The 17023-nt window shown below is 63.1% G+C and carries 13 protein-coding genes; 8 read left to right on the forward strand and 5 right to left on the reverse strand.

Features of this window, described 5'->3' with window-relative positions:
• Positions 1–40: 40 nt before the first annotated feature.
• Together CLU94_RS20150 and CLU94_RS20155 are read right to left on the reverse strand one after the other, a co-directional pair.
• Positions 41–1024: an eCIS core domain-containing protein gene (locus CLU94_RS20150; RefSeq protein ID WP_099666926.1), complete on the reverse strand. Its 984-nt coding sequence runs from the start codon at positions 1022–1024 to the stop codon at positions 41–43.
• Between the two features lie 401 nt (positions 1025–1425).
• Entirely contained in the window at positions 1426–3627 is a 2202-nt protein-coding gene (locus CLU94_RS20155; protein ID WP_099666927.1) for an OsmC domain/YcaO domain-containing protein, read from the reverse strand.
• Positions 3628–3823: 196 nt separating this feature from the next.
• Here CLU94_RS20155 and CLU94_RS20160 point away from each other — a divergent pair, with 196 nt between their 5' ends.
• Both CLU94_RS20160 and CLU94_RS20170 read left to right on the forward strand, forming a co-directional pair.
• Positions 3824–4357 (forward strand): histidine phosphatase family protein, encoded by a 534-nt coding sequence (locus tag CLU94_RS20160; RefSeq protein WP_180278713.1) that lies wholly within the window; start codon positions 3824–3826, stop codon positions 4355–4357.
• Positions 4358–4768: 411 nt separating this feature from the next.
• Positions 4769–5164, forward strand: coding sequence for a VOC family protein (locus CLU94_RS20170; protein ID WP_099666930.1), 396 nt, complete (start codon positions 4769–4771; stop codon positions 5162–5164).
• 58 nt (positions 5165–5222) lie between these two features.
• Here the strand turns inward: CLU94_RS20170 and CLU94_RS20175 are convergent, their stop codons facing one another.
• Complete coding sequence (locus CLU94_RS20175; protein WP_099666931.1) at positions 5223–7625, reverse strand: TonB-dependent receptor plug domain-containing protein; 2403 nt, start codon at positions 7623–7625, stop codon at positions 5223–5225.
• 177 nt (positions 7626–7802) lie between these two features.
• Positions 7803–8597, reverse strand: a complete 795-nt coding sequence (locus tag CLU94_RS20180) for a PhzF family phenazine biosynthesis protein (RefSeq protein ID WP_099666932.1) — start codon at positions 8595–8597, stop codon at positions 7803–7805.
• A gap of 97 nt (positions 8598–8694) precedes the next feature.
• Here CLU94_RS20180 and CLU94_RS20185 point away from each other — a divergent pair, with 97 nt between their 5' ends.
• Both CLU94_RS20185 and CLU94_RS20190 read left to right on the forward strand, forming a co-directional pair.
• A complete protein-coding gene (locus CLU94_RS20185) occupies positions 8695–11835 on the forward strand; it encodes an error-prone DNA polymerase (RefSeq protein ID WP_099666933.1) in 3141 nt (1046 codons plus the stop codon).
• A gap of 39 nt (positions 11836–11874) precedes the next feature.
• The gene (locus tag CLU94_RS20190) at positions 11875–12354 is read left to right on the forward strand and encodes a GNAT family N-acetyltransferase (protein ID WP_257218885.1); all 480 of its coding nucleotides are present in this window, start codon (positions 11875–11877) and stop codon (positions 12352–12354) included.
• Here the strand turns inward: CLU94_RS20190 and CLU94_RS20195 are convergent, their stop codons facing one another.
• Positions 12355–13764, reverse strand: a complete 1410-nt coding sequence (locus CLU94_RS20195) for an FAD-binding oxidoreductase (RefSeq protein WP_373610203.1) — start codon at positions 13762–13764, stop codon at positions 12355–12357.
• 199 nt (positions 13765–13963) lie between these two features.
• Between CLU94_RS20195 and CLU94_RS20200 the strand changes: the two genes are divergently transcribed.
• The 4 genes from CLU94_RS20200 to CLU94_RS20215 all read left to right on the forward strand — a co-directional run bounded on the left by CLU94_RS20200 (position 13964) and on the right by CLU94_RS20215 (position 16986).
• Positions 13964–14878 carry a ChaN family lipoprotein gene (locus CLU94_RS20200; RefSeq protein WP_099666934.1) on the forward strand — a complete coding sequence of 305 codons (915 nt, stop codon included), beginning with the start codon at positions 13964–13966 and terminating at the stop codon, positions 14876–14878.
• Positions 14879–15031: 153 nt separating this feature from the next.
• The gene (gene exbB / locus CLU94_RS20205; protein ID WP_257218886.1) at positions 15032–15781 is read left to right on the forward strand and encodes a tonB-system energizer ExbB; all 750 of its coding nucleotides are present in this window, start codon (positions 15032–15034) and stop codon (positions 15779–15781) included.
• A 3-nt stretch (positions 15782–15784) separates the two neighbouring features.
• Entirely contained in the window at positions 15785–16210 is a 426-nt protein-coding gene (gene exbD / locus CLU94_RS20210; protein ID WP_099666936.1) for a TonB system transport protein ExbD, read from the forward strand.
• A complete protein-coding gene (locus tag CLU94_RS20215; RefSeq protein WP_143451492.1) occupies positions 16207–16986 on the forward strand; it encodes an energy transducer TonB family protein in 780 nt (259 codons plus the stop codon). Before exbD ends, CLU94_RS20215 begins: the two co-directional genes overlap by 4 nt.
• Positions 16987–17023: the final 37 nt, after the last annotated feature.

The following is a 17023-nucleotide window of genomic DNA, read 5'->3' on the forward strand; positions in this document are numbered from 1 at the left end:
ATGCCGCGCCGCTGGCTTGCCGGTGGCCTTGAGCTCGGTATCACAGACAACTGGTTTGCCAGGGAGCGCCACCGTCGCCGCAGATGCCGGCAGGTCCGCACGCGCGGGGAATGGCGATGCCGGATTGGCAGACGGGCGCGCCGGTCTGTGCTGCTGGACTCACCGACCCCCAACATTGGCAGCTTGTCAGCATCCATCCTGACGGCAGTTTCTGCGGTATGGGCGGGTAAAATGCAGAGACACCCAACGCGCGGTTGCCGGCATGCGACGACAGCAGCAGTCTGGCCTCGTTTTCCCGGGCATAGGCGGGTGCTTCGACAGGACCGCCATCGGACGAGTTATCCACCCATTGCTTGGCAAAGCCCGTTACGCCCCAATTCTTGTATTGTTGGACATGCAGCATTTCATGCGCCCATAGTGCCGGATCGCGCGCATCGTCATCGCTGCGAAAAATGACGGCATTCAAGACCGTAATCGCGCGCGTGTTGCTGTTAAATTGCATTTGCGCCGCCTGCAGCGTGTTTTGCAAAGCGCTCCACTCGCTGGTCCAGCGGACGGAATCGAGCAGGTCGGGGGTATGCCAGCGCAGCAGGAAAGCCTTGATTTCTGGGGCCATGCTGTTGGCATTGCCGCTGGTGACGACGGCGTTGCGTGCCGATACCATCGCCGCTGCCACCGGCGTGTAGGGAATCTGGCCTGGATTCTGTATCAACTGTATTGCCGTGTCGGGATTTTTTACGACAAATTCGATGATGTCGCCTGTCGTCGGGATACCGGTGGGATTGAGCGGGGCAAGCGGATTCAGAATGGTGCCGATGGGATCTGTCTTGCCACGCTCAGTCACCTTGCCGGGATCGATGGCGGGAGGGAGAATGCAGCCACTTTTAGGAAGGCAGACACATCCGACAAGTGGCGCGCATGCTTCGTATTGACAGTCGGGGCAGCCGGCCGTGGCCGCCGTACCATGGAATAATATGCCTGCCAGCACCAGCAAGCCGGCGGTTGCGCGCGATAGCGTAGCCATGAGATCCCCCCCGATGCAGGTTGCCCTCCGTTTTTGGCATGTCGTGGTGGTGGCAACAGCGATGACGATACGCCGGATTCCGGTGCGCGGCAGGCTATTTCGTCTGAAACAAGGAGGACTTTGCGCTAGCTCAATTCAGACTATTCACTCAGGAACTTTCAGCTTGAAGCGCATGGACAGCGTGCTCATGCGGCAAACATAGGCGATACGTATTTGCGCGGCATGTTGCAGCGCATCCAGCGCGTACCAGGCGGTCATCCGGCAACTACCGCGCCCGGGCACAGGTATCGCGCCGGGGCGAACCTGTGTCCGGACCCGCAACGCCTGGCCAAACCGACGCGCAGTAGGTTTTGACAGGCGTTCCAGGCGTTACTCCTGCGCATGGACGCTGGCCCGTCGCCTTAGCTGGCTGTGGCTGCCTTGGCGCGCGCCGCGTGCAATTTCTTGAAGCTGTCGATCAGGCGCTGGTGCCGGTCGAGGCCTTCCAGTTGCATGCTGGTCGGGGTCAGGCCGAAGAAACGCACGCTGCCGTCCACCGAGCCCAGCACCGCATCCATGCGGGCGTCGCCAAACATGCGGCGGAAATTGACGACGTAATCGTCCAGCTCCAGCTCGTCATCGAGTTCCACTTCCAGCACCACGTTCAATGCTTGATAGAACAGTTTGCGCTCGAGCGTGTTGTCGTTGTACTGCAGGAAGGTTTCCACCAGCTCTTTCGCTTCCTCGAATTGCTGCAGGACGAGCTGTATCAGCAGCTTCAATTCCAGCGTCGTCAGCTGGCCCCACACCGTGTTTTCGTCAAACTCGATGCCGATCAGGGTGGCGATGTCGCCGTACTCGTCGAGCTCGCTGTTTTCCAGGCGGTCGAGCAAGTCTTCCAGGCTGGCATCGTCCAGGCGGTGCAGGTTCAGGATGTCGGCGCGGAACAGCAGCGCCTTGTTGGTATTGTCCCAGATCAAATCCTCGACCGGGTACACCTCGGAATAACCGGGCACGAGGATGCGGCAGGCGGTGGCGCCCAGCTGGTCATATACGGCCGTGTAGACTTCCTTGCCCATGCCGGCGAGGATGCCGAACAGGGTCGCCGCTTCCTCGGCATTCGAGTTTTCGCCGTGGCCGGAAAAATCCCACTCGACAAAATCGTAATCGGCCTTGGCGCTGAAGAAGCGCCACGAGACGATGCCGCTGGAATCGATGAAGTGTTCGACGAAATTGTTCGGCTCGGTGACGGCTTCGCTGGCAAACGTCGGCTGCGGCAAGTCGTTGAGGCCTTCGAAGCTGCGGCCCTGCAGCAATTCCGTCAGGCTGCGCTCGAGCGCCACTTCCAGGCTCGGGTGCGCGCCGAACGAGGCAAACACGCCGCCCGTGCGCGGGTTCATCAGGGTGACGCACATCACCGGATACACGCCGCCCAGCGACGCATCTTTCACCAGCACGGGGAAACCCTGTTCTTCCAGGCCGGCGATGCCGGCCAGGATGCCCGGATATTTCGCCAGCACGTCCTGCGGCACGTCGGGCAGGGCGATCTCGCCTTCGATGATTTCGCGCTTGACGGCCCGTTCGAAAATTTCCGACAAGCATTGCACCTGTGCTTCGACGAGGGTGTTGCCGGCGCTCATGCCATTGCTGACGTACAAGTTTTCAATCAGGTTCGATGGGAAATACACGGTCTCGCCATCGGACTGGCGCACATACGGCAGCGAGCAGATGCCGCGCTCCGCGTTGCCGGAGTTGGTGTCGATCAGGTGCGAGCCGCGCAGCTCGCCATCGGCATCGTAGATGTCGCGGCAGTAGGCGTCGAGAATCTCTTTCGGCAGCGCATCCTTGCGGCCCGGCTTGAACCAGCGCTCGTTCGGGTAATGGACAAAATCCGCGTTGGCGATGTCGTTACCCCAGAACGAACCGGCGTAGAAATGGTTGTTGCTGAGGCGCTCGATATACTCGCCCAGGGCCGACGCCAGCGCGCTTTCCTTGGTCGCGCCCTTGCCATTGGTGAAACACATGGGCGAATGCGCATCGCGGATGTGCAGCGACCACACGTTGGGAATGATGTTGCGCCACGAAGCGATTTCAATCTTGATGCCCAGGCCCGCCAGCAGGCTGGACATATTGGCGATGGTCTGTTCCAGCGGCAAGTCCTTGCCGACGATATAGGTGCTTGCGCCAGGGGCGGGATTCAGGGCCAGCAAGGCCTGGGCATCGGCGTCCAGGTTCTCCACTTCTTCAATGACGAACTCCGGCCCCGCCTGCACCACTTTTTTCACCGTGCAACGGTCGATCGAACGCAGGATGCCCTGGCGGTCCTTGTCCGAGATATCGGCCGGCAACTCGACCTGGATCTTGAAAATCTGCTGGTAGCGGTTTTCAGGATCGACGATATTGTTTTGCGACAGGCGGATATTTTCAGTGGAAATATTGCGCGTATCGCAATACAACTTCACGAAGTAGGCCGCGCACAGTGCCGATGATGCCAAAAAGTAATCGAACGGGCCGGGCGCCGAGCCATCGCCTTTATAGCGGATGGGCTGGTCGGCGATGACCGTAAAATCGTCGAACTTGGCTTCGAGACGCAGCTTGTCGAGAAAGTTGACTTTAATTTCCATGAGGTAATCCAATACTGTGCTTATGAGTTAGCCGCTATTATCCGTGCTTTCCGCCGCAGGGCAAAGATTGTTCGCGGCGGCCGTGCTGGCGGGGAGCCGCAAGACCAGGCCGGCAGGGCAGGCAAGGGGCAAGCTCCCCCATGAAGCGGACGGATAAATGTGCGAGGCGATCTGACTGGACATGCGAATAACATTAATGAGACACGGCGAGCCCCGACTCGCCAAAGGGCGCTGGATAGCGCCGCTGCAAATGGGACAGTGGATTAATCTCTACAATCAATCGATCATCAAAGAAGGTGGCATCCCTGCGCAGTGCGCTGCGGCAGCGCTTTCCGCGTCGACCATCGTGGCCAGCACGGCACCGAGGGCATGCTCATCGGCCAGGGCATTGGGCGACTTGCCATTCATGCAAGATGCGATGTTCTCTGAAGCAGGGTTGCCCTTTGCGCTCTGGAAGGCCCCTTGGCTGCCGGCTGAAGCCTGGGCAGCGATTTTTCGCCTGCTCTGGTTGTTCGGTTATGCGCGCGGATCGGACTCGTTGCAGATAACCCGGCAGCGCGCCAGGGCCGCCGCCGAGCGGCTGGTTGCGCTTGCCGCCAGGGGGCCCGTGCTGCTGGTCGGGCATGGCATCATGAATCGATTGATCGGCAAGGAGTTGCAGGCCTTGGGTTGGCTTGCCCGCAACAGGCAAGGCAGCCGGTACTGGAGCATGGGAGTGTATGAGCTGTGAAAGTGAACTGTGAAAACCTGTGACGAATGCGGCAGCCGATACCGTGACGACGCCGAAGGCATGGCCAGCCTGTGTCCCGAATGCGCCTCTGTCATCTATGGCTTGCCACGGTGCGAGCACGTGTTCGAGGCAGGCCGATGCCGGAAATGCCTGTGGGATGGCCGGAAAAGTGACTTTGTGCGAAAACTGGGGCAGCAGGGGCGTTGAAGCGATATCCGTGTGTGCGGGGGCAGCGTCCATCGGCGGTCACTGGTGTTTTCGTGACAATGCATGAGTTTTTCGGATGGATAATTGGCTATCCTCCATGGGGGCTGCCTGCAGCCACTGCTGGACGGTTGATCGCATCTGGATATCCTGCCAGCGACCGCTCCGTCACTTTCGCTTTGCCTAACCTGATGCAAGGATGAGCTGATGCAATTATCCAATTATCTTTTCTTTACTACCACTTGCGAACAAGCCTTGGCGTTCTACACGCAATGCGGGCTGGGCAAGATAAGCGATGTCTTGCGCTTTGGCGTGGATGGCATGCCGCTCCATCATGAAGCCATGCGCGGGAAAATCATGCATGCCCGATTCGAAGGACCAGGCGTGTTGTTCTTTGCTTCTGACAATGACGATGCAGAGCCCATGCGAGGGTCTGCACATATTTTGCAAATGCATGACAGGCAGTTAACGAAAGAGCTTTTTGACAAGCTGGCGTATCAAGGCGTTGTGACGACACCGCTCGCCATCCAGGTATGGGGCGATTATTACGGTAAATTGACGGACCAGTTCGGGGTGCAGTGGATGCTGAACTGTTCGGCCTAACTAAAAAACAGCGGCTGCCCATGCTGGCGCAGCCGCTGTTTTCATGCGGACACGGTGATCAGAACTTCACCCACAGCCGCCCGAAGTAGGAGGCGCCGTTCAGGCCGAACTGCACGCTGTCGTATTTGAAGCCATTGTCCGTCTCGTCCGCGTTTTGCGTGGTGGGCTTGACGTTGAAGATGTTGTTGCCGCCAAAGGTCAGCTTGGTGTTCTTGCTGATGCTGTAGGTGAAGCTCAGGTCGGCGGACGTCTTGGCCGCGTAACGGGCATTCGGCACGCCTTCGGCCGTGCCGCTGAAGGTGCCCAGGGTTTGCGGGCCAAAATAAATGATGCGCAAGTCCGATTCCAGCTTGCCCGTGATGTAGTCGAAGCCCAGGGTGGCTTTCGCGCGCGGGCCGCCCTGTTCGATGAACAGGCGTTCGCGCTCGGACAGCAGCACGTCTTCATAGCCCTTCAGCGATTCCGGCGTCTTGACCTTCGTCACTTCCGTTTTGCTCAAATTCAAGGCCAGGAAGGTGTTCAGGCGGTTGCCAGCCAATTCTCCCTTGTGCGACGCCGTCAGGTCCAGGCCGCGCGTGCGCGTGTCGATGGAATTGACGAAGAATTGCGCCTCGCCCACGCCCAGGAGGGCCAGGCGCGCGGCCAGGTCCGGGTAGTTGTCGGCATTGAAGCGGCCCGACAGCACGATGCGGTCCTTGATCTTGATGTTGTACAAGTCTGCCGTCACGGAAATGGCTTGCGTCGGCGTCCAGGTGGTGCCGAAGGTAAAGCTGGTCGACTTTTCCTCTTTCAACTTCGGAATGCCGGCCGCGTTGGCGACGGCGCCGCCGTTGGGCGCCAGCACCACGTCCGTGGGCACGCCGCCGATGAAGTCCGTGAAGGTGGACGAGAAATACACTTGCTGCAACGATGGCGCGCGGAAACCCGTGCTGGCCGAACCGCGCAGCAGCACGTTGGGCGCCACTTTATAGCTGGCGGCCAGCTTGCCCGTCACGGTGGAGCCGAAATCGCTGAATTTCTCATAACGCAGGGCCGCCTGGGTTTTCAGGCGCTCCGTCCAGTCCAGTTCCACGTCGCCATACGCGGCGATGCTGTGGCGCTTGGCCTTGGTGGCGTCGCCGGGCTGGAAGCCGGGGAAGCCCTGGCTGCCCGCATTGCCGCCCACGCCCACGCCGTCGGCGTCGTTGTAGGAGCCCGGTTCGCCGGCCATGATCTTGTATTCCTCGCTGCGGTATTCGGCGCCGAAGGCCACGTTCATGCCGCGCATCACCGTGTCGTAGTAGCGGCTGAAGTCGGCGTTGCTGGTCAGTTGCTGGAACGAGAAGCCGCCCGCATCAAAACGGCTGGGGCTGACGCCCTTGCCGCCGTTCATCAGGTCGAGGTTGGCGATCGAGGCATTCAGCGTGTTGCTGATGTCGTAGCGCATCTTGTTGTAGCCATAGGTTTGCGAAAAGTCAGCATGCCATTCGCCGATCTGGCTGCGGTGGCCGATGGTGGCGTACTGGTCGTCGATCTTGCCATTGATGAAAGGCACGAAACCGTCCGGATACATGGCGGCCGAATTGCGCGATGGAATGTCGTCGCTGCCGATGCCGCCCCGGCCGAATGCGGCGCTGGACGCGTCGCGCGTCTGCGCGCCGGCCGTGAAATACAGCTTGCCCGTGGGGCTGGTGGCGTAGTCGCCATTCACGTACAGGGTCTTGTTCTTGGACTTGGTGTCGCCGATGATGCGCATGCTGTCCGCATCGGCCCGGTTCGAGCGGCCCCGGTCCAGGTATTCGCCCGTGATGGCCAGGGTGCCCTTGTCGCCCAGCGCGATGCCGCAATAGGCGGAGGTCATGTAATTCTTGCCGTCGCCTGCGGAATACTGGCTGTAGCCGGCCACGGCTTCGCAGCCCAGGCTTTTCTTCAGTTCGATGTCGATCACGCCGGCAATGGCGTCCGAGCCGTATTGGGCGGCGGCGCCGTCGCGCAGCACTTGCACGTTCTTGATCGCCAACAAGGGAATCGCATTCATGTCCGTGCCCGTGTTGCCGCGGTTGCGCGCACCGAACAGGTTGACGAGCGCCGTCGTGTGGCGCCGCTTGCCGTTCACCAGCACGAGGGTCTGGTCGGAACCGAGGCCGCGCAGGGCGGCTGAATCGATCAGGTCGGCCCCGTCGGCGCCCGTCTGGCGCGTGGAATTGAACGAGGGCGAGATGTATTGCAGCGATTGCGCCAGATCAAACTGGCCGCCTTGCTCGGCCACCTTGGAAATGGGAATGATATCGACCGGCACCATGGTATCCGTGGCGGAACTGGCGACCCGGCGCGAGCCGACCACGCTGACCGTTTGCACGGGGCCTTCCGTGGCGGCCGCTTCCGTGTTCTGGGCCATGGCGGCAGGACTGAAAACGGCCAGGGCGGCGCTGCCGTACAGGCTGATGAGGATGGCTTGACGCAAGGTGGTGAGGGTCGGCACGCAGTATCTCCAAGTGGCTGATGAGCAAGATTCGTGACTTGATTCTAGTGCCATCTTTTCAGCATCCACCAGCGATACTTTGTTTTGTTATTACAAATTTGCTGTAACTGTTGTTTCCTGGTTGATTATCTTTTGGCCACCGCCTGGCTTGCCTTGTGCTGGTGCGGCATGCCCCATTCAGGTGCTGCGTTGCACCATGCCGCCCACCCAGATCGCTTGCGTGCCGTACTGCACTTCGATCAGACAGGGTTGCTGCGTCACATGGCCCTGGTGCAGGCGCAACGACTGCTGCAAGTGCGCTGCCAGCGCGCCTGCCGCCACGCCCGTGGCGCTGTCTTCCAGCGCCGGGTCGAGGTGGTTGAAGTTGCGTCCCTCATATTCGTGCTCGCCGACGCGGCAATACGCATAGCAGCCGCTGACCTTGTGCAAGGCGCTCCAGTCGGCGATCAATTCCAGGTTCGGCCGCAGCGCGCGCAGGGTGGTGCGGTCGGCCACTTCCAGCAGCAGCTTCGGGCTGCCGACGGACGCGACGACGGGCGGCGACAGCAAGTGCATGTGCTGGCCCATCAGCTCGGAGGGCACATACTTTTCCACCAGGACGGCAGGCGCCGGCTGCGGCGCCAGGCCGATGAACAATCCCTCCGCGCGGCGCACCAGCTGCAAGGCTTGCCCGTACATGGCGGTCGTCACCGTCAGCGCCGCCGGCGCGCCGGGCGCCGCCAGCAGCACATGCGCGGCCGCCAGGGTGGCGTGCAGGCACAGGGGACTGCGCGTGTGCGGATAAAAATAGTCGAGCACGAGGCATCCCTCCGCGCCGTCCGCTTGCCGGTCGAGAAAGACGCAGGCGCTGACCTGGCGTTCGCGGGCAAAGGCCTGGCGCTGCGTTTCGCTGGCGTAGTCGTTTTCCACGACCAGCGCCGCATTGCCGCCACCGGGGGCGGCGCCGAAACATTTTAATGAGTGGACGATCATGGCGGGCACTGTGCAAGGTAAAACCTCAGCATAACTGAGATGGCCGTTTTCAGATGAGTATAATATACTGTGTTTATATACAGTATTGAGGTAGATCATGGGGAGCGCAGTCTTACCCGAGTATGCTGAGTTGTACTGCCTGAGTAATTTCAGCTTCCTGCATGGGGCCTCGCATGCGGAAGAGCTGGTGGCGCGCTCTGTCCAGCTTGCTTACCGGGCGCTGGCGATTACCGACGAGTGCTCGCTGGCGGGTGTCGTGCGCGCCCATGCGACGGCCAAGCGGGCCGGTTTCCCCCTGATTATCGGCGCGCATTTTCACTTGACGCAGGCCGACGGCAGCCCGGGGCCGTCCCTGCTGGCGCTGGTGCAGGACCGCGACGGTTACGGCAACCTGTCGGAACTGATCACCATGGCGCGCACGCGGGCGGCCAAGGGCCGCTATCTGTTGACGCCCGACGATTTCGCCGCACCGTCGGCGCAGTTTGCCCATTTGCAAGGGTTGCCCGGCTGCCTGATGATCTTGCTGCCTGGCTATCCGGCCCAGCCCGCGACGCTGCGCGCGCAGGGTGCGTGGATGCTATCCACCTTTGGCGGCGAGCGCAGCTGGATAGGCTTGAACCTGCTGCAGCGGGCGCAGGATGACGCCCACCGCGGCGCCGTGCAGGACGCCGCGCAGGCGCTGGGCTTGTCCGTGGTGGCCGTCGGCCATGTGTGCATGCACGTGCGTTCGCGCAAGCCGCTGCTCGACACCCTGTGCGCGATCCGCGTGGGCAAGCCCGTGGGCGAGTGCGGCTATGCGCTGGCGCAAAACGCGGAGCAGCATCTGCGCGCGCGCTTGCGCCTGGCCAATGTGTATCCGCCGCAGGCGCTGGCAGAAACCCTGCGCATCGCGGACCTGTGCACATTCTCGCTCGACAGCTTGCGCTATGACTATCCCGACGAGTTGGTGCCGCACGGCCACACGCCGGCGACGTATCTGCGCGCAGAAACGTATGCGGGTGCGCGCATCCGTTTTCCGCTGGGCATACCGGCCAACGTGCAGCAGCAGCTCGAACAGGAGCTGGAACTGATCGCGGAGCTGTCGTATGAAGCCTACTTTTTGACCGTGTACGACATCGTGCGCTTTGCCCGCTCGCAAGACATCCTGTGCCAGGGCAGGGGCTCGGCCGCCAATTCGGCCGTCTGCTATTGCCTGCACATCACGGAAGTGGACCCGGCGCGCGGCAATTCGCTGGTCGGGCGTTTCATGTCGCGCGAGCGCAACGAGCCGCCCGACATCGACGTCGATTTCGAGCACCAGCGGCGCGAAGAAGTGATTCAATATATCTACGGAAAATATGGGCGCGAGCGGGCCGCGCTGGCGGCCGTGGTGATCAGCTATCGGCCCAAAAGCGCCTTGCGCGACAGCGGCCGGGCGCTGGGGATCGACCTGGCCATCGTGGAAAAAGTGGCCAAGGCGCACCGCTGGTTCGACGGCAAGCGCGATTTGCTGGAGCGCCTGGCCGAATGCGGGCTGGACCCGGAAGCGGCATTGTCGCAGCAGTGGGCCGGCCTGGCGCAGCAATTGCTGGGCTTTCCCCGCCATCTGTCGCAGCATCCGGGCGGCTTTGTGATTGCGCAAGGAAAGCTGTCGCGCCTGGTGCCGATTGAAAACGCGGCCATGGCCGAGCGCAGCGTCATCGAGTGGGACAAGAACGACCTGGAAGAACTGGGCTTGATGAAGGTCGACGTGCTGGCACTGGGCATGCTGTCGGCCCTGCGCCGCGCCCTGGAACTGGTGAGTGCGCGGCGCGGCGAGCCACTCCGCCTGCAGGATATTCCGGCGGAAGACTCCGCCACCTACGACATGATGTGCCAGGCCGACACCATCGGCGTGTTCCAGATCGAGTCGCGTGCGCAGATGAGCATGCTGCCCCGTTTGCGTCCCCGTGAATTCTATGACCTCGTCATCGAGGTGGCGCTCGTGCGCCCCGGCCCCATCCAGGGCGGCATGGTGCATCCGTATCTGCAGCGGCGCCAGAAAAAGGAGCCAATCGATTATCCGAAGGGCCTGGAAAAGGCGCTGGGGCGCACCCTCGGCGTTCCCATTTTCCAGGAGCAAGTAATGCAGGTGGCCATCATCGCGGCCGGTTTCACGCCTGGCGAAGCGGACCAGTTGCGGCGCGCCATGGCGGCCTGGAAACGCAAGGGCGGCATGAACAATTACCATGACCGCATCGTCGATGCCATGGTGGAGAATGGTTACGGCAAGGAGTTTGCCGAGGCCATCTTCAGCCAGATCGAAGGCTTTGGCGAATACGGTTTTCCCGAGTCGCACGCGGCCAGTTTCGCGCTGCTGACGTACGCCAGTTCCTGGTTGAAATGCCACGAACCGGCCGCCTTTCTGTGCGCCTTGCTCAACAGCCAGCCCATGGGTTTTTACAGCCCCTCGCAACTGGTGCAGGATGCGCGCCGGCATGGCGTGCCAGTGCTGCCCGTCGACGTGACCGTCAGCGGCTGGGAAGCGGCATTGGAAGCAGGGCAAGACCCCGCGCCCGCCGTGCGCCTGGGCTTGAACAGCCTGTTCGGCATGCGCGCCGAGGCGGCCCGGCGCATCGAGGATGCGCGCGCCATCGCCGCCTTCGTCGACGTGGCCGACCTGGCGCGGCGTGGCGGCCTGGATCGTCATGACTTGCAGGTCTTGGCGGCAGGCAACGCGCTGCACGCGCTGGCAGGGCACCGGCGCGCGGCGCTGTGGCAGGCGGCCGGCGCCGTGCCCGACAGGGATTTGCTGCGCGTCACCACGCCAGAGGAAGACTTGCCCGTGCTGGCCGCGCCCACGGAAGGCGAGAGCATCGTCAGCGACTACCGCGCGCAAGGCCTGACCCTGGGCCGCCACCCGCTGGCGCTGCTGCGCAGGCAATTGCTGGAGCAGCGTTTCCTGCCGGCATCCGCGCTGGCCAGCTACACGGATGGCCAACTGGCGCGCGCCTGCGGCATCGTTACCGTGCGCCAGCGTCCGGGCACGGCCAAGGGCGTCATCTTCATGACCCTGGAAGACGAGACGGGCACGGTCAACGTCATCGTCTGGCCCGACCTGGTGGAAAGCCAGCGCCGCGAAGTGCTGAGCGCGCCGCTGCTGGGCGTGTACGGCGTGTGGCAGCGCGAGGGGCTGGTGCGCAACCTGGTGGCCAAGCGCCTGGTCGATATGTCGCATCTGCTGGGGCGTTTGAGGACCAGCAGCCGCGATTTCTGTTGATGCTTGTCAATGTCGGCCAGGCGGTGGCATGATTATCATATGACTACTTTGCCCGAACCGACACTGCGCCCCGCCCTGGTCGCCGATGCGCCCGCCATCGTCACCCTGATCGACGACCTGATGCCCTTTTTGACCCTGCATCCCGATGGCGCGGGGGCGGAAAAGTTCATCGAACATTGCCGCCAGCCGGCCATCGAAAGTTACCTGTCGCTATCCAACTATCATTACCAGCTGGCGCACATCGACGGCGAACTGGCCGGCGTGGTGGCCATGCGCGACAACACGCACCTGTTCCACATGTTCGTGCCGCGCGCGCTGCACCGGCGCGGCATGGCGCGCCGCCTGTGGCAGGCGGCCCGCGATGCCTCGCTGGCCAGGGGGAAAGTCACGGTGTTTACCGTCAATTCCTCGGCCTATGCCTTGCCCCTGTACGAAAGCCTGGGCTTTGTCGCCACGGGGCCGAAGGTGGAGACGGGCGGCATCGCCTTCGTGCCGATGCGCATGGAGTGGACGGCCTGATTACCAGCGCACGATCTTGCCCGGATTCATGATGTTCTTCGGATCCAGCGCGTGTTTCAGGGCGCGCATGGTGTCGATGGCGCCTTCGCCATGCTCTTCCACGAGAAAGGCCATCTTGTGCATGCCCACGCCGTGTTCTCCCGTGCACGTGCCATCCATGCCGATGGCGCGCGTGACCATGTCGCTGTTGACCTTTTCCGCGCGCGCGATGTCGATTGGATCGTCCGGGTCGACCAGCATCTGCACGTGGAAGTTGCCGTCGCCCACGTGGCCGATGATGGCGTAGACGAGGCCTTGCGCTTCGCAATCGGCCTGGGTGGCGAGGATGCATTCGGCCAGGCGCGAAATAGGTACGCAGCAATCGGTGGAAATGGCGCGGCTGCCGGGGCGCATCTGCAGCAGGGCAAAGTATGCGTTGTGGCGGGCGGCCCACAGGCGCGAGCGGTCTTCGGGGCGGCTGGCCCACTCGAAATCGCTGGCGCCGTGTTCGGCCGTGATGGCTTGCACCAGCTGCGCCTGCTCGGCCACGCTGGCCGGCGTGCCGTGGAATTCAAACAGCAGCAAGGGTTTTTCCGGCAAGGCCATCTTGTCGTAGGCGTTGATAGCCTTGACGCCATTTTCATCGAGAAACTCGACCCGCGCCACGGGAATACCCATCTGGATGGTCTGGATCACGGCGCTGACGGCCTCTCCCGTGCCGGGGAACGAGCACACGGCCGCCGAGATCGCTTCCGGCAGCGGATACAGTTTCACCGTCACTTCCGTGATGATGCCCAGCGTCCCTTCGCTGCCGACGAACAGGCGCGTCAGGTCGTAGCCGGCCGACGATTTCTTTGCCCTGGTTCCCGTCTTGATGATGCGGCCGTCGGCCGTCACCACCGTCAGGGCCAGCACGTTTTCGCGCATGGTGCCGTAGCGCACGGCGTTCGTGCCCGAGGCGCGCGTGGCCGCCATGCCGCCCAGCGAGGCATTGGCGCCCGGGTCGATGGGGAAGAACAGGCCCGTGTCGCGCAGCTCTTCGTTCAGTTGCTTGCGCGTGACGCCCGCTTGCACGGTGGCCGTCAAGTCTTCACTATGCACGGCTACCATCTGGTTCATTTGCGACAGATCAATCGTCACGCCGCCATGCAGGGCCAGCACGTGGCCTTCCAGCGAAGTGCCGCTGCCGTAGGCGATGACGGGCACGTCGTGCGCGCTGCACAGCTTGACGGCGGCCGCCACTTCCTCGGTGGAATGGGCGAAAATGACGGCGTCCGGCAGCATGGGGGGATAGCTCGACTCGTCGCGGCCATGGTGTGCGCGCATGGCTTGCGTCATGGAAAAGCGGTCGGCAAAGATCAGGGAAAGTACGGCAGCAAGGGATACGGGCAGCGGTTTTTTCAGTACCGCCAACTGGTCAGTTTGATTCACGCAAGTCCTCCGTTTTTTTTATTCTACTCCGCGCCCGGGGATTTCACCGGCGTAGCCTGTTGATTTTTTGCCAGTTGTAAAAAAACCTGCATGGTTCGCCGCGCTTTGGTTGTAAATGAGAATCATTTCTATTAGAATGCCCGCCTATACCTATTTTGCAACAGTTTGACCCGCAGCTCAGACCCCGAAAGGCCATGCCATGAAATTCCCCCTGTCCTTCTCCGCAGTCCTGCCCGCCTGCGTGCTGGCGCTGAGCGCCTGCAGCAGCGTGGCGCCAGCGACTGACGCTGCCACCGGCGCCGCCGCAGCGTCCGCCGCGCAAGATGTGCGCCAGCTGGGCGAAATCGTCGACCTGCGCAGCGGCCAGCGCGTGAGCGCCGAACAATTGCTGGCCCAGCTGGCCGCCGCGCCCCGGGTCATCGTGGGCGAGCAGCATGACCAGCTCAGCCATCACCAGATCGAGCAATGGCTGCTGCAGCAATTGCAGGGCCAGCGTCCCCAAGGCAGCGTGCTGCTGGAAATGCTGAACCCGGACCAGCAAGCCAAGGTGGACAAGGTCAAGCCGTGGCTGCAGGCGGACCCCGTCGTGCGCCCCGAGCACGTGGCCGAGCTGCTGGCATGGCAGCCCAGCTGGAAGTGGGCGCAATATGGCGACCTGGTGATGACCGTGATGCGCGCGCCGTATCCCGTCTGGTCGGCCAACCTGGGCCGCAGCGAAATCAAGCAACTGTTTATCGACAAGCCGGCCGTGCAGGGCAAGCATTCGAACCTGGCCAACGACGGCAAGGTGCATGAGAAACTGAAAGACATCATCCGCGTCATGCATGACAACCAGATCGACGAGCCGCGCCTGGCCGCCATGCTGTCGGTGCAGCAGCAGCGCGACCGCCGCATGGCCGAGCGCCTGCTGGCCGCGCCCGCGCCGGCCGTGCTGATCGCCGGCGCCTACCATGCGCACAAGGACCTGGGCGTGCCGCTGCACGTGCAGGACTTGACGGGCGGCCCGGCGCCGCTGGTGCTGGTCCTGGCACAGCAGGGCGCCACGGTGCTGGCGCCGCAGGCGGATTTCGTCTGGTTCACGCCCGTAACGCCCGCCGTCGCCAGCGCCAAGTAATTTCTTGTATCGCCGCCGGGCGTTCTGCCCGGCACTCTCCCCCAGCAAGCTCCCCCATAGCAGCCAGGTAGTTCATCCGATTTTTTTGCATGCGCATGCGCGCCGTTGGCGCAGCCATGCCTGTTACCTGTCAAAGTTCTCATGCGTATCCCCTTGTTCCGTATCAAAGCCGCCAGCTGCGGTGTCGTTCTTTCCCTGTTGCAGGCCACCGCGCAAGCGTCCGCCTTACCCCATGACATGTCGCCGCTGGGCATGTTTTTCGCCGCCGACCAGGTCGTCAAAAGCGTGCTTATCGGTTTGCTGGTCGCCGCGCTGGCCACCTGGGTGGTCTTGCTGGTGAAGGGCGCCAGTTTGTTGCAAGCCCGGCGCGAGGCGGCGCATGCCGTCGCCATGCTGAAGACGGCCACCTCCTTGCCGGACGCGGCCGTCAAAGTGGAGGGCGCAGGCAGCATTTCGCTGGCGCAACAGTTGCTCGCTGATGTACAGCAAGAACTGAGTCTGTCGCACGCCAGCGCGCCGGCGGCGGCCCTGAAGGAGCGGGCCGGCTTTCGCCAGGAACAGTTCATTGCGCAGCAGGTGCGCGCCATGACGCAAGGCATCGGCTTGCTGGCCAGCATAGGCGCCGTGGCGCCGTTCGTCGGCCTGTTCGGCACCGTGTGGGGCATCATGAACAGTTTTATCGGCATCGCCGTCAGCCAGAGCACGAACCTGGCCACCGTGGCGCCGGGCATCGCGGAAGCCTTGCTGGCCACCGCCCTGGGCCTGGTGGCGGCGATCCCCGCCGTCGTCATCTATAACGTCTTGAGCCGTGGCATCAACCAGTACAAGGCGCAGCTGCGCGCCGCTTCCGCGCAAGTGCTGCTGATGCTGAGCCGCGACCTCGACACGCGCCAGCAGGCCTGAGCCATGGCTTCCCTGTTTCCCTCCCAGGACGATGACACGGCCGACATGCCGGAGTTGAGCGAGATCAATGTCACGCCCTTCATCGACGTGATGCTGGTGCTGTTGATCATCTTCATGGTCGTTTCGCCGCTGGCCACAGTCGACTTGAAAATCGACTTGCCGGCCGCCACGGCCAAGCCCGAACCCCGTCCCGAGAAACCGATGTTCGTGTCGCTGAAGGCGGACCGCAGCCTGTACCTGGGCGAGTCTCCCGTGGCGCGCGAGCAGCTGGGCGGCCTGCTCGATGCGCAAACGGGCGGCGACCGCCAGCGCACCCTGTTTTTCCAGGCCGACAAGCAAGCCGCGTATGAAGACGTGCTGGGCGTGATGGATGCCCTGCGCCAGGCCGGCTATCTGAAAGTGGGCCTGGTCGGCCGGGAGGGCGGGTGAGTCCGCAGTCCGGGCCGGCGCCGCGCCCCCTATTGAGCTGGGGTATTGCCACGTCGCTGGTGGTGGCCGCTGCGCTGGCGCTGCTGCTGTGGGCGGGCTGGCAGCCCGTCGCCGTGGCGCCCGCCAATCCGGCGGCCAGCGTGATGGTGGTCTTTGCCGCGCAAGCGATGTCGCCGGAGACGCAGGTGGCGCACGCCCTGGGCGCGCGCCAGTCGGCCGCGTCCAGCGCCGCCCGGCCGCCAAAGAGTGCAACCAGGCAAGAGGCGCTGCCGGTGCTGGCGCGCGCCGCCGCGCCGGAGATCGTCGCGGCGGAAAAAGAGGAAAAGGCGGCGGCCAGTCCGTCGGCGGAGCCGGGCAAGGATGCCGCGAAGGAAGCCTCCGTGCCCGCGCAGGCCAGCAGCAGCGCCACGCCGGCGCCGGCCGCCGTGCGCGGTCCGCAGGCGGCGCCGTTCAACAGCGACACGCCATCGACCAGCGCGGCGCCGGCCAGCTGGCAAAGCCAGGTGCTTGGCCACCTGGCGCACTTCAAGCGCTATCCGGGCGATGCGCGCCAGCGCAAGCGGGCTGGCGCCGCCTGGGTGCGCTTCCAGGTGGACCGCGACGGCAAATTGCTGGCCAGCGAGCTGGTCACGTCGTCGGGCACGGTGCTGCTCGACCGGGAAGCCTTGCAAGTGCTGCAGCGCGCGCAGCCGCTGCCGGCGCCGCCCGAGAACGTATTGCGCCAGGGCACGGTGACGGTGACCTTGCCCGTGTCGTTCAAGCTCGACGCCAGCTGAATTTCATATTTTTCAATAACATAACAAATCGAGGGTG

The sequence above is a fragment of the Janthinobacterium sp. 13 genome (genome assembly GCF_002749695.1).
GTDB lineage: Bacteria > Pseudomonadota > Gammaproteobacteria > Burkholderiales > Burkholderiaceae_D > Janthinobacterium > Janthinobacterium kumbetense.

What these genes read in the sequence shown, in the direction of transcription:
- CLU94_RS20170 (WP_099666930.1), top strand. Translation starts at nt 4,769, where the DNA reads ATGCAATTATCCAATTATCTTTTCTTTACTACCACTTGCGAACAAGCC.
- CLU94_RS20185 (WP_099666933.1), top strand. Translation starts at nt 8,695, where the DNA reads ATGGGGAGCGCAGTCTTACCCGAGTATGCTGAGTTGTACTGCCTGAGT.
- CLU94_RS20190 (WP_257218885.1), top strand. Translation starts at nt 11,875, where the DNA reads ATGACTACTTTGCCCGAACCGACACTGCGCCCCGCCCTGGTCGCCGAT.
- CLU94_RS20150 (WP_099666926.1), bottom strand. Translation starts at nt 1,024, where the DNA reads ATGGCTACGCTATCGCGCGCAACCGCCGGCTTGCTGGTGCTGGCAGGC.
- CLU94_RS20200 (WP_099666934.1), top strand. Translation starts at nt 13,964, where the DNA reads ATGAAATTCCCCCTGTCCTTCTCCGCAGTCCTGCCCGCCTGCGTGCTG.
- CLU94_RS20160 (WP_180278713.1), top strand. Translation starts at nt 3,824, where the DNA reads ATGAGACACGGCGAGCCCCGACTCGCCAAAGGGCGCTGGATAGCGCCG.
- CLU94_RS20180 (WP_099666932.1), bottom strand. Translation starts at nt 8,597, where the DNA reads ATGATCGTCCACTCATTAAAATGTTTCGGCGCCGCCCCCGGTGGCGGC.
- exbD (WP_099666936.1), top strand. Translation starts at nt 15,785, where the DNA reads ATGGCTTCCCTGTTTCCCTCCCAGGACGATGACACGGCCGACATGCCG.
- CLU94_RS20155 (WP_099666927.1), bottom strand. Translation starts at nt 3,627, where the DNA reads ATGGAAATTAAAGTCAACTTTCTCGACAAGCTGCGTCTCGAAGCCAAG.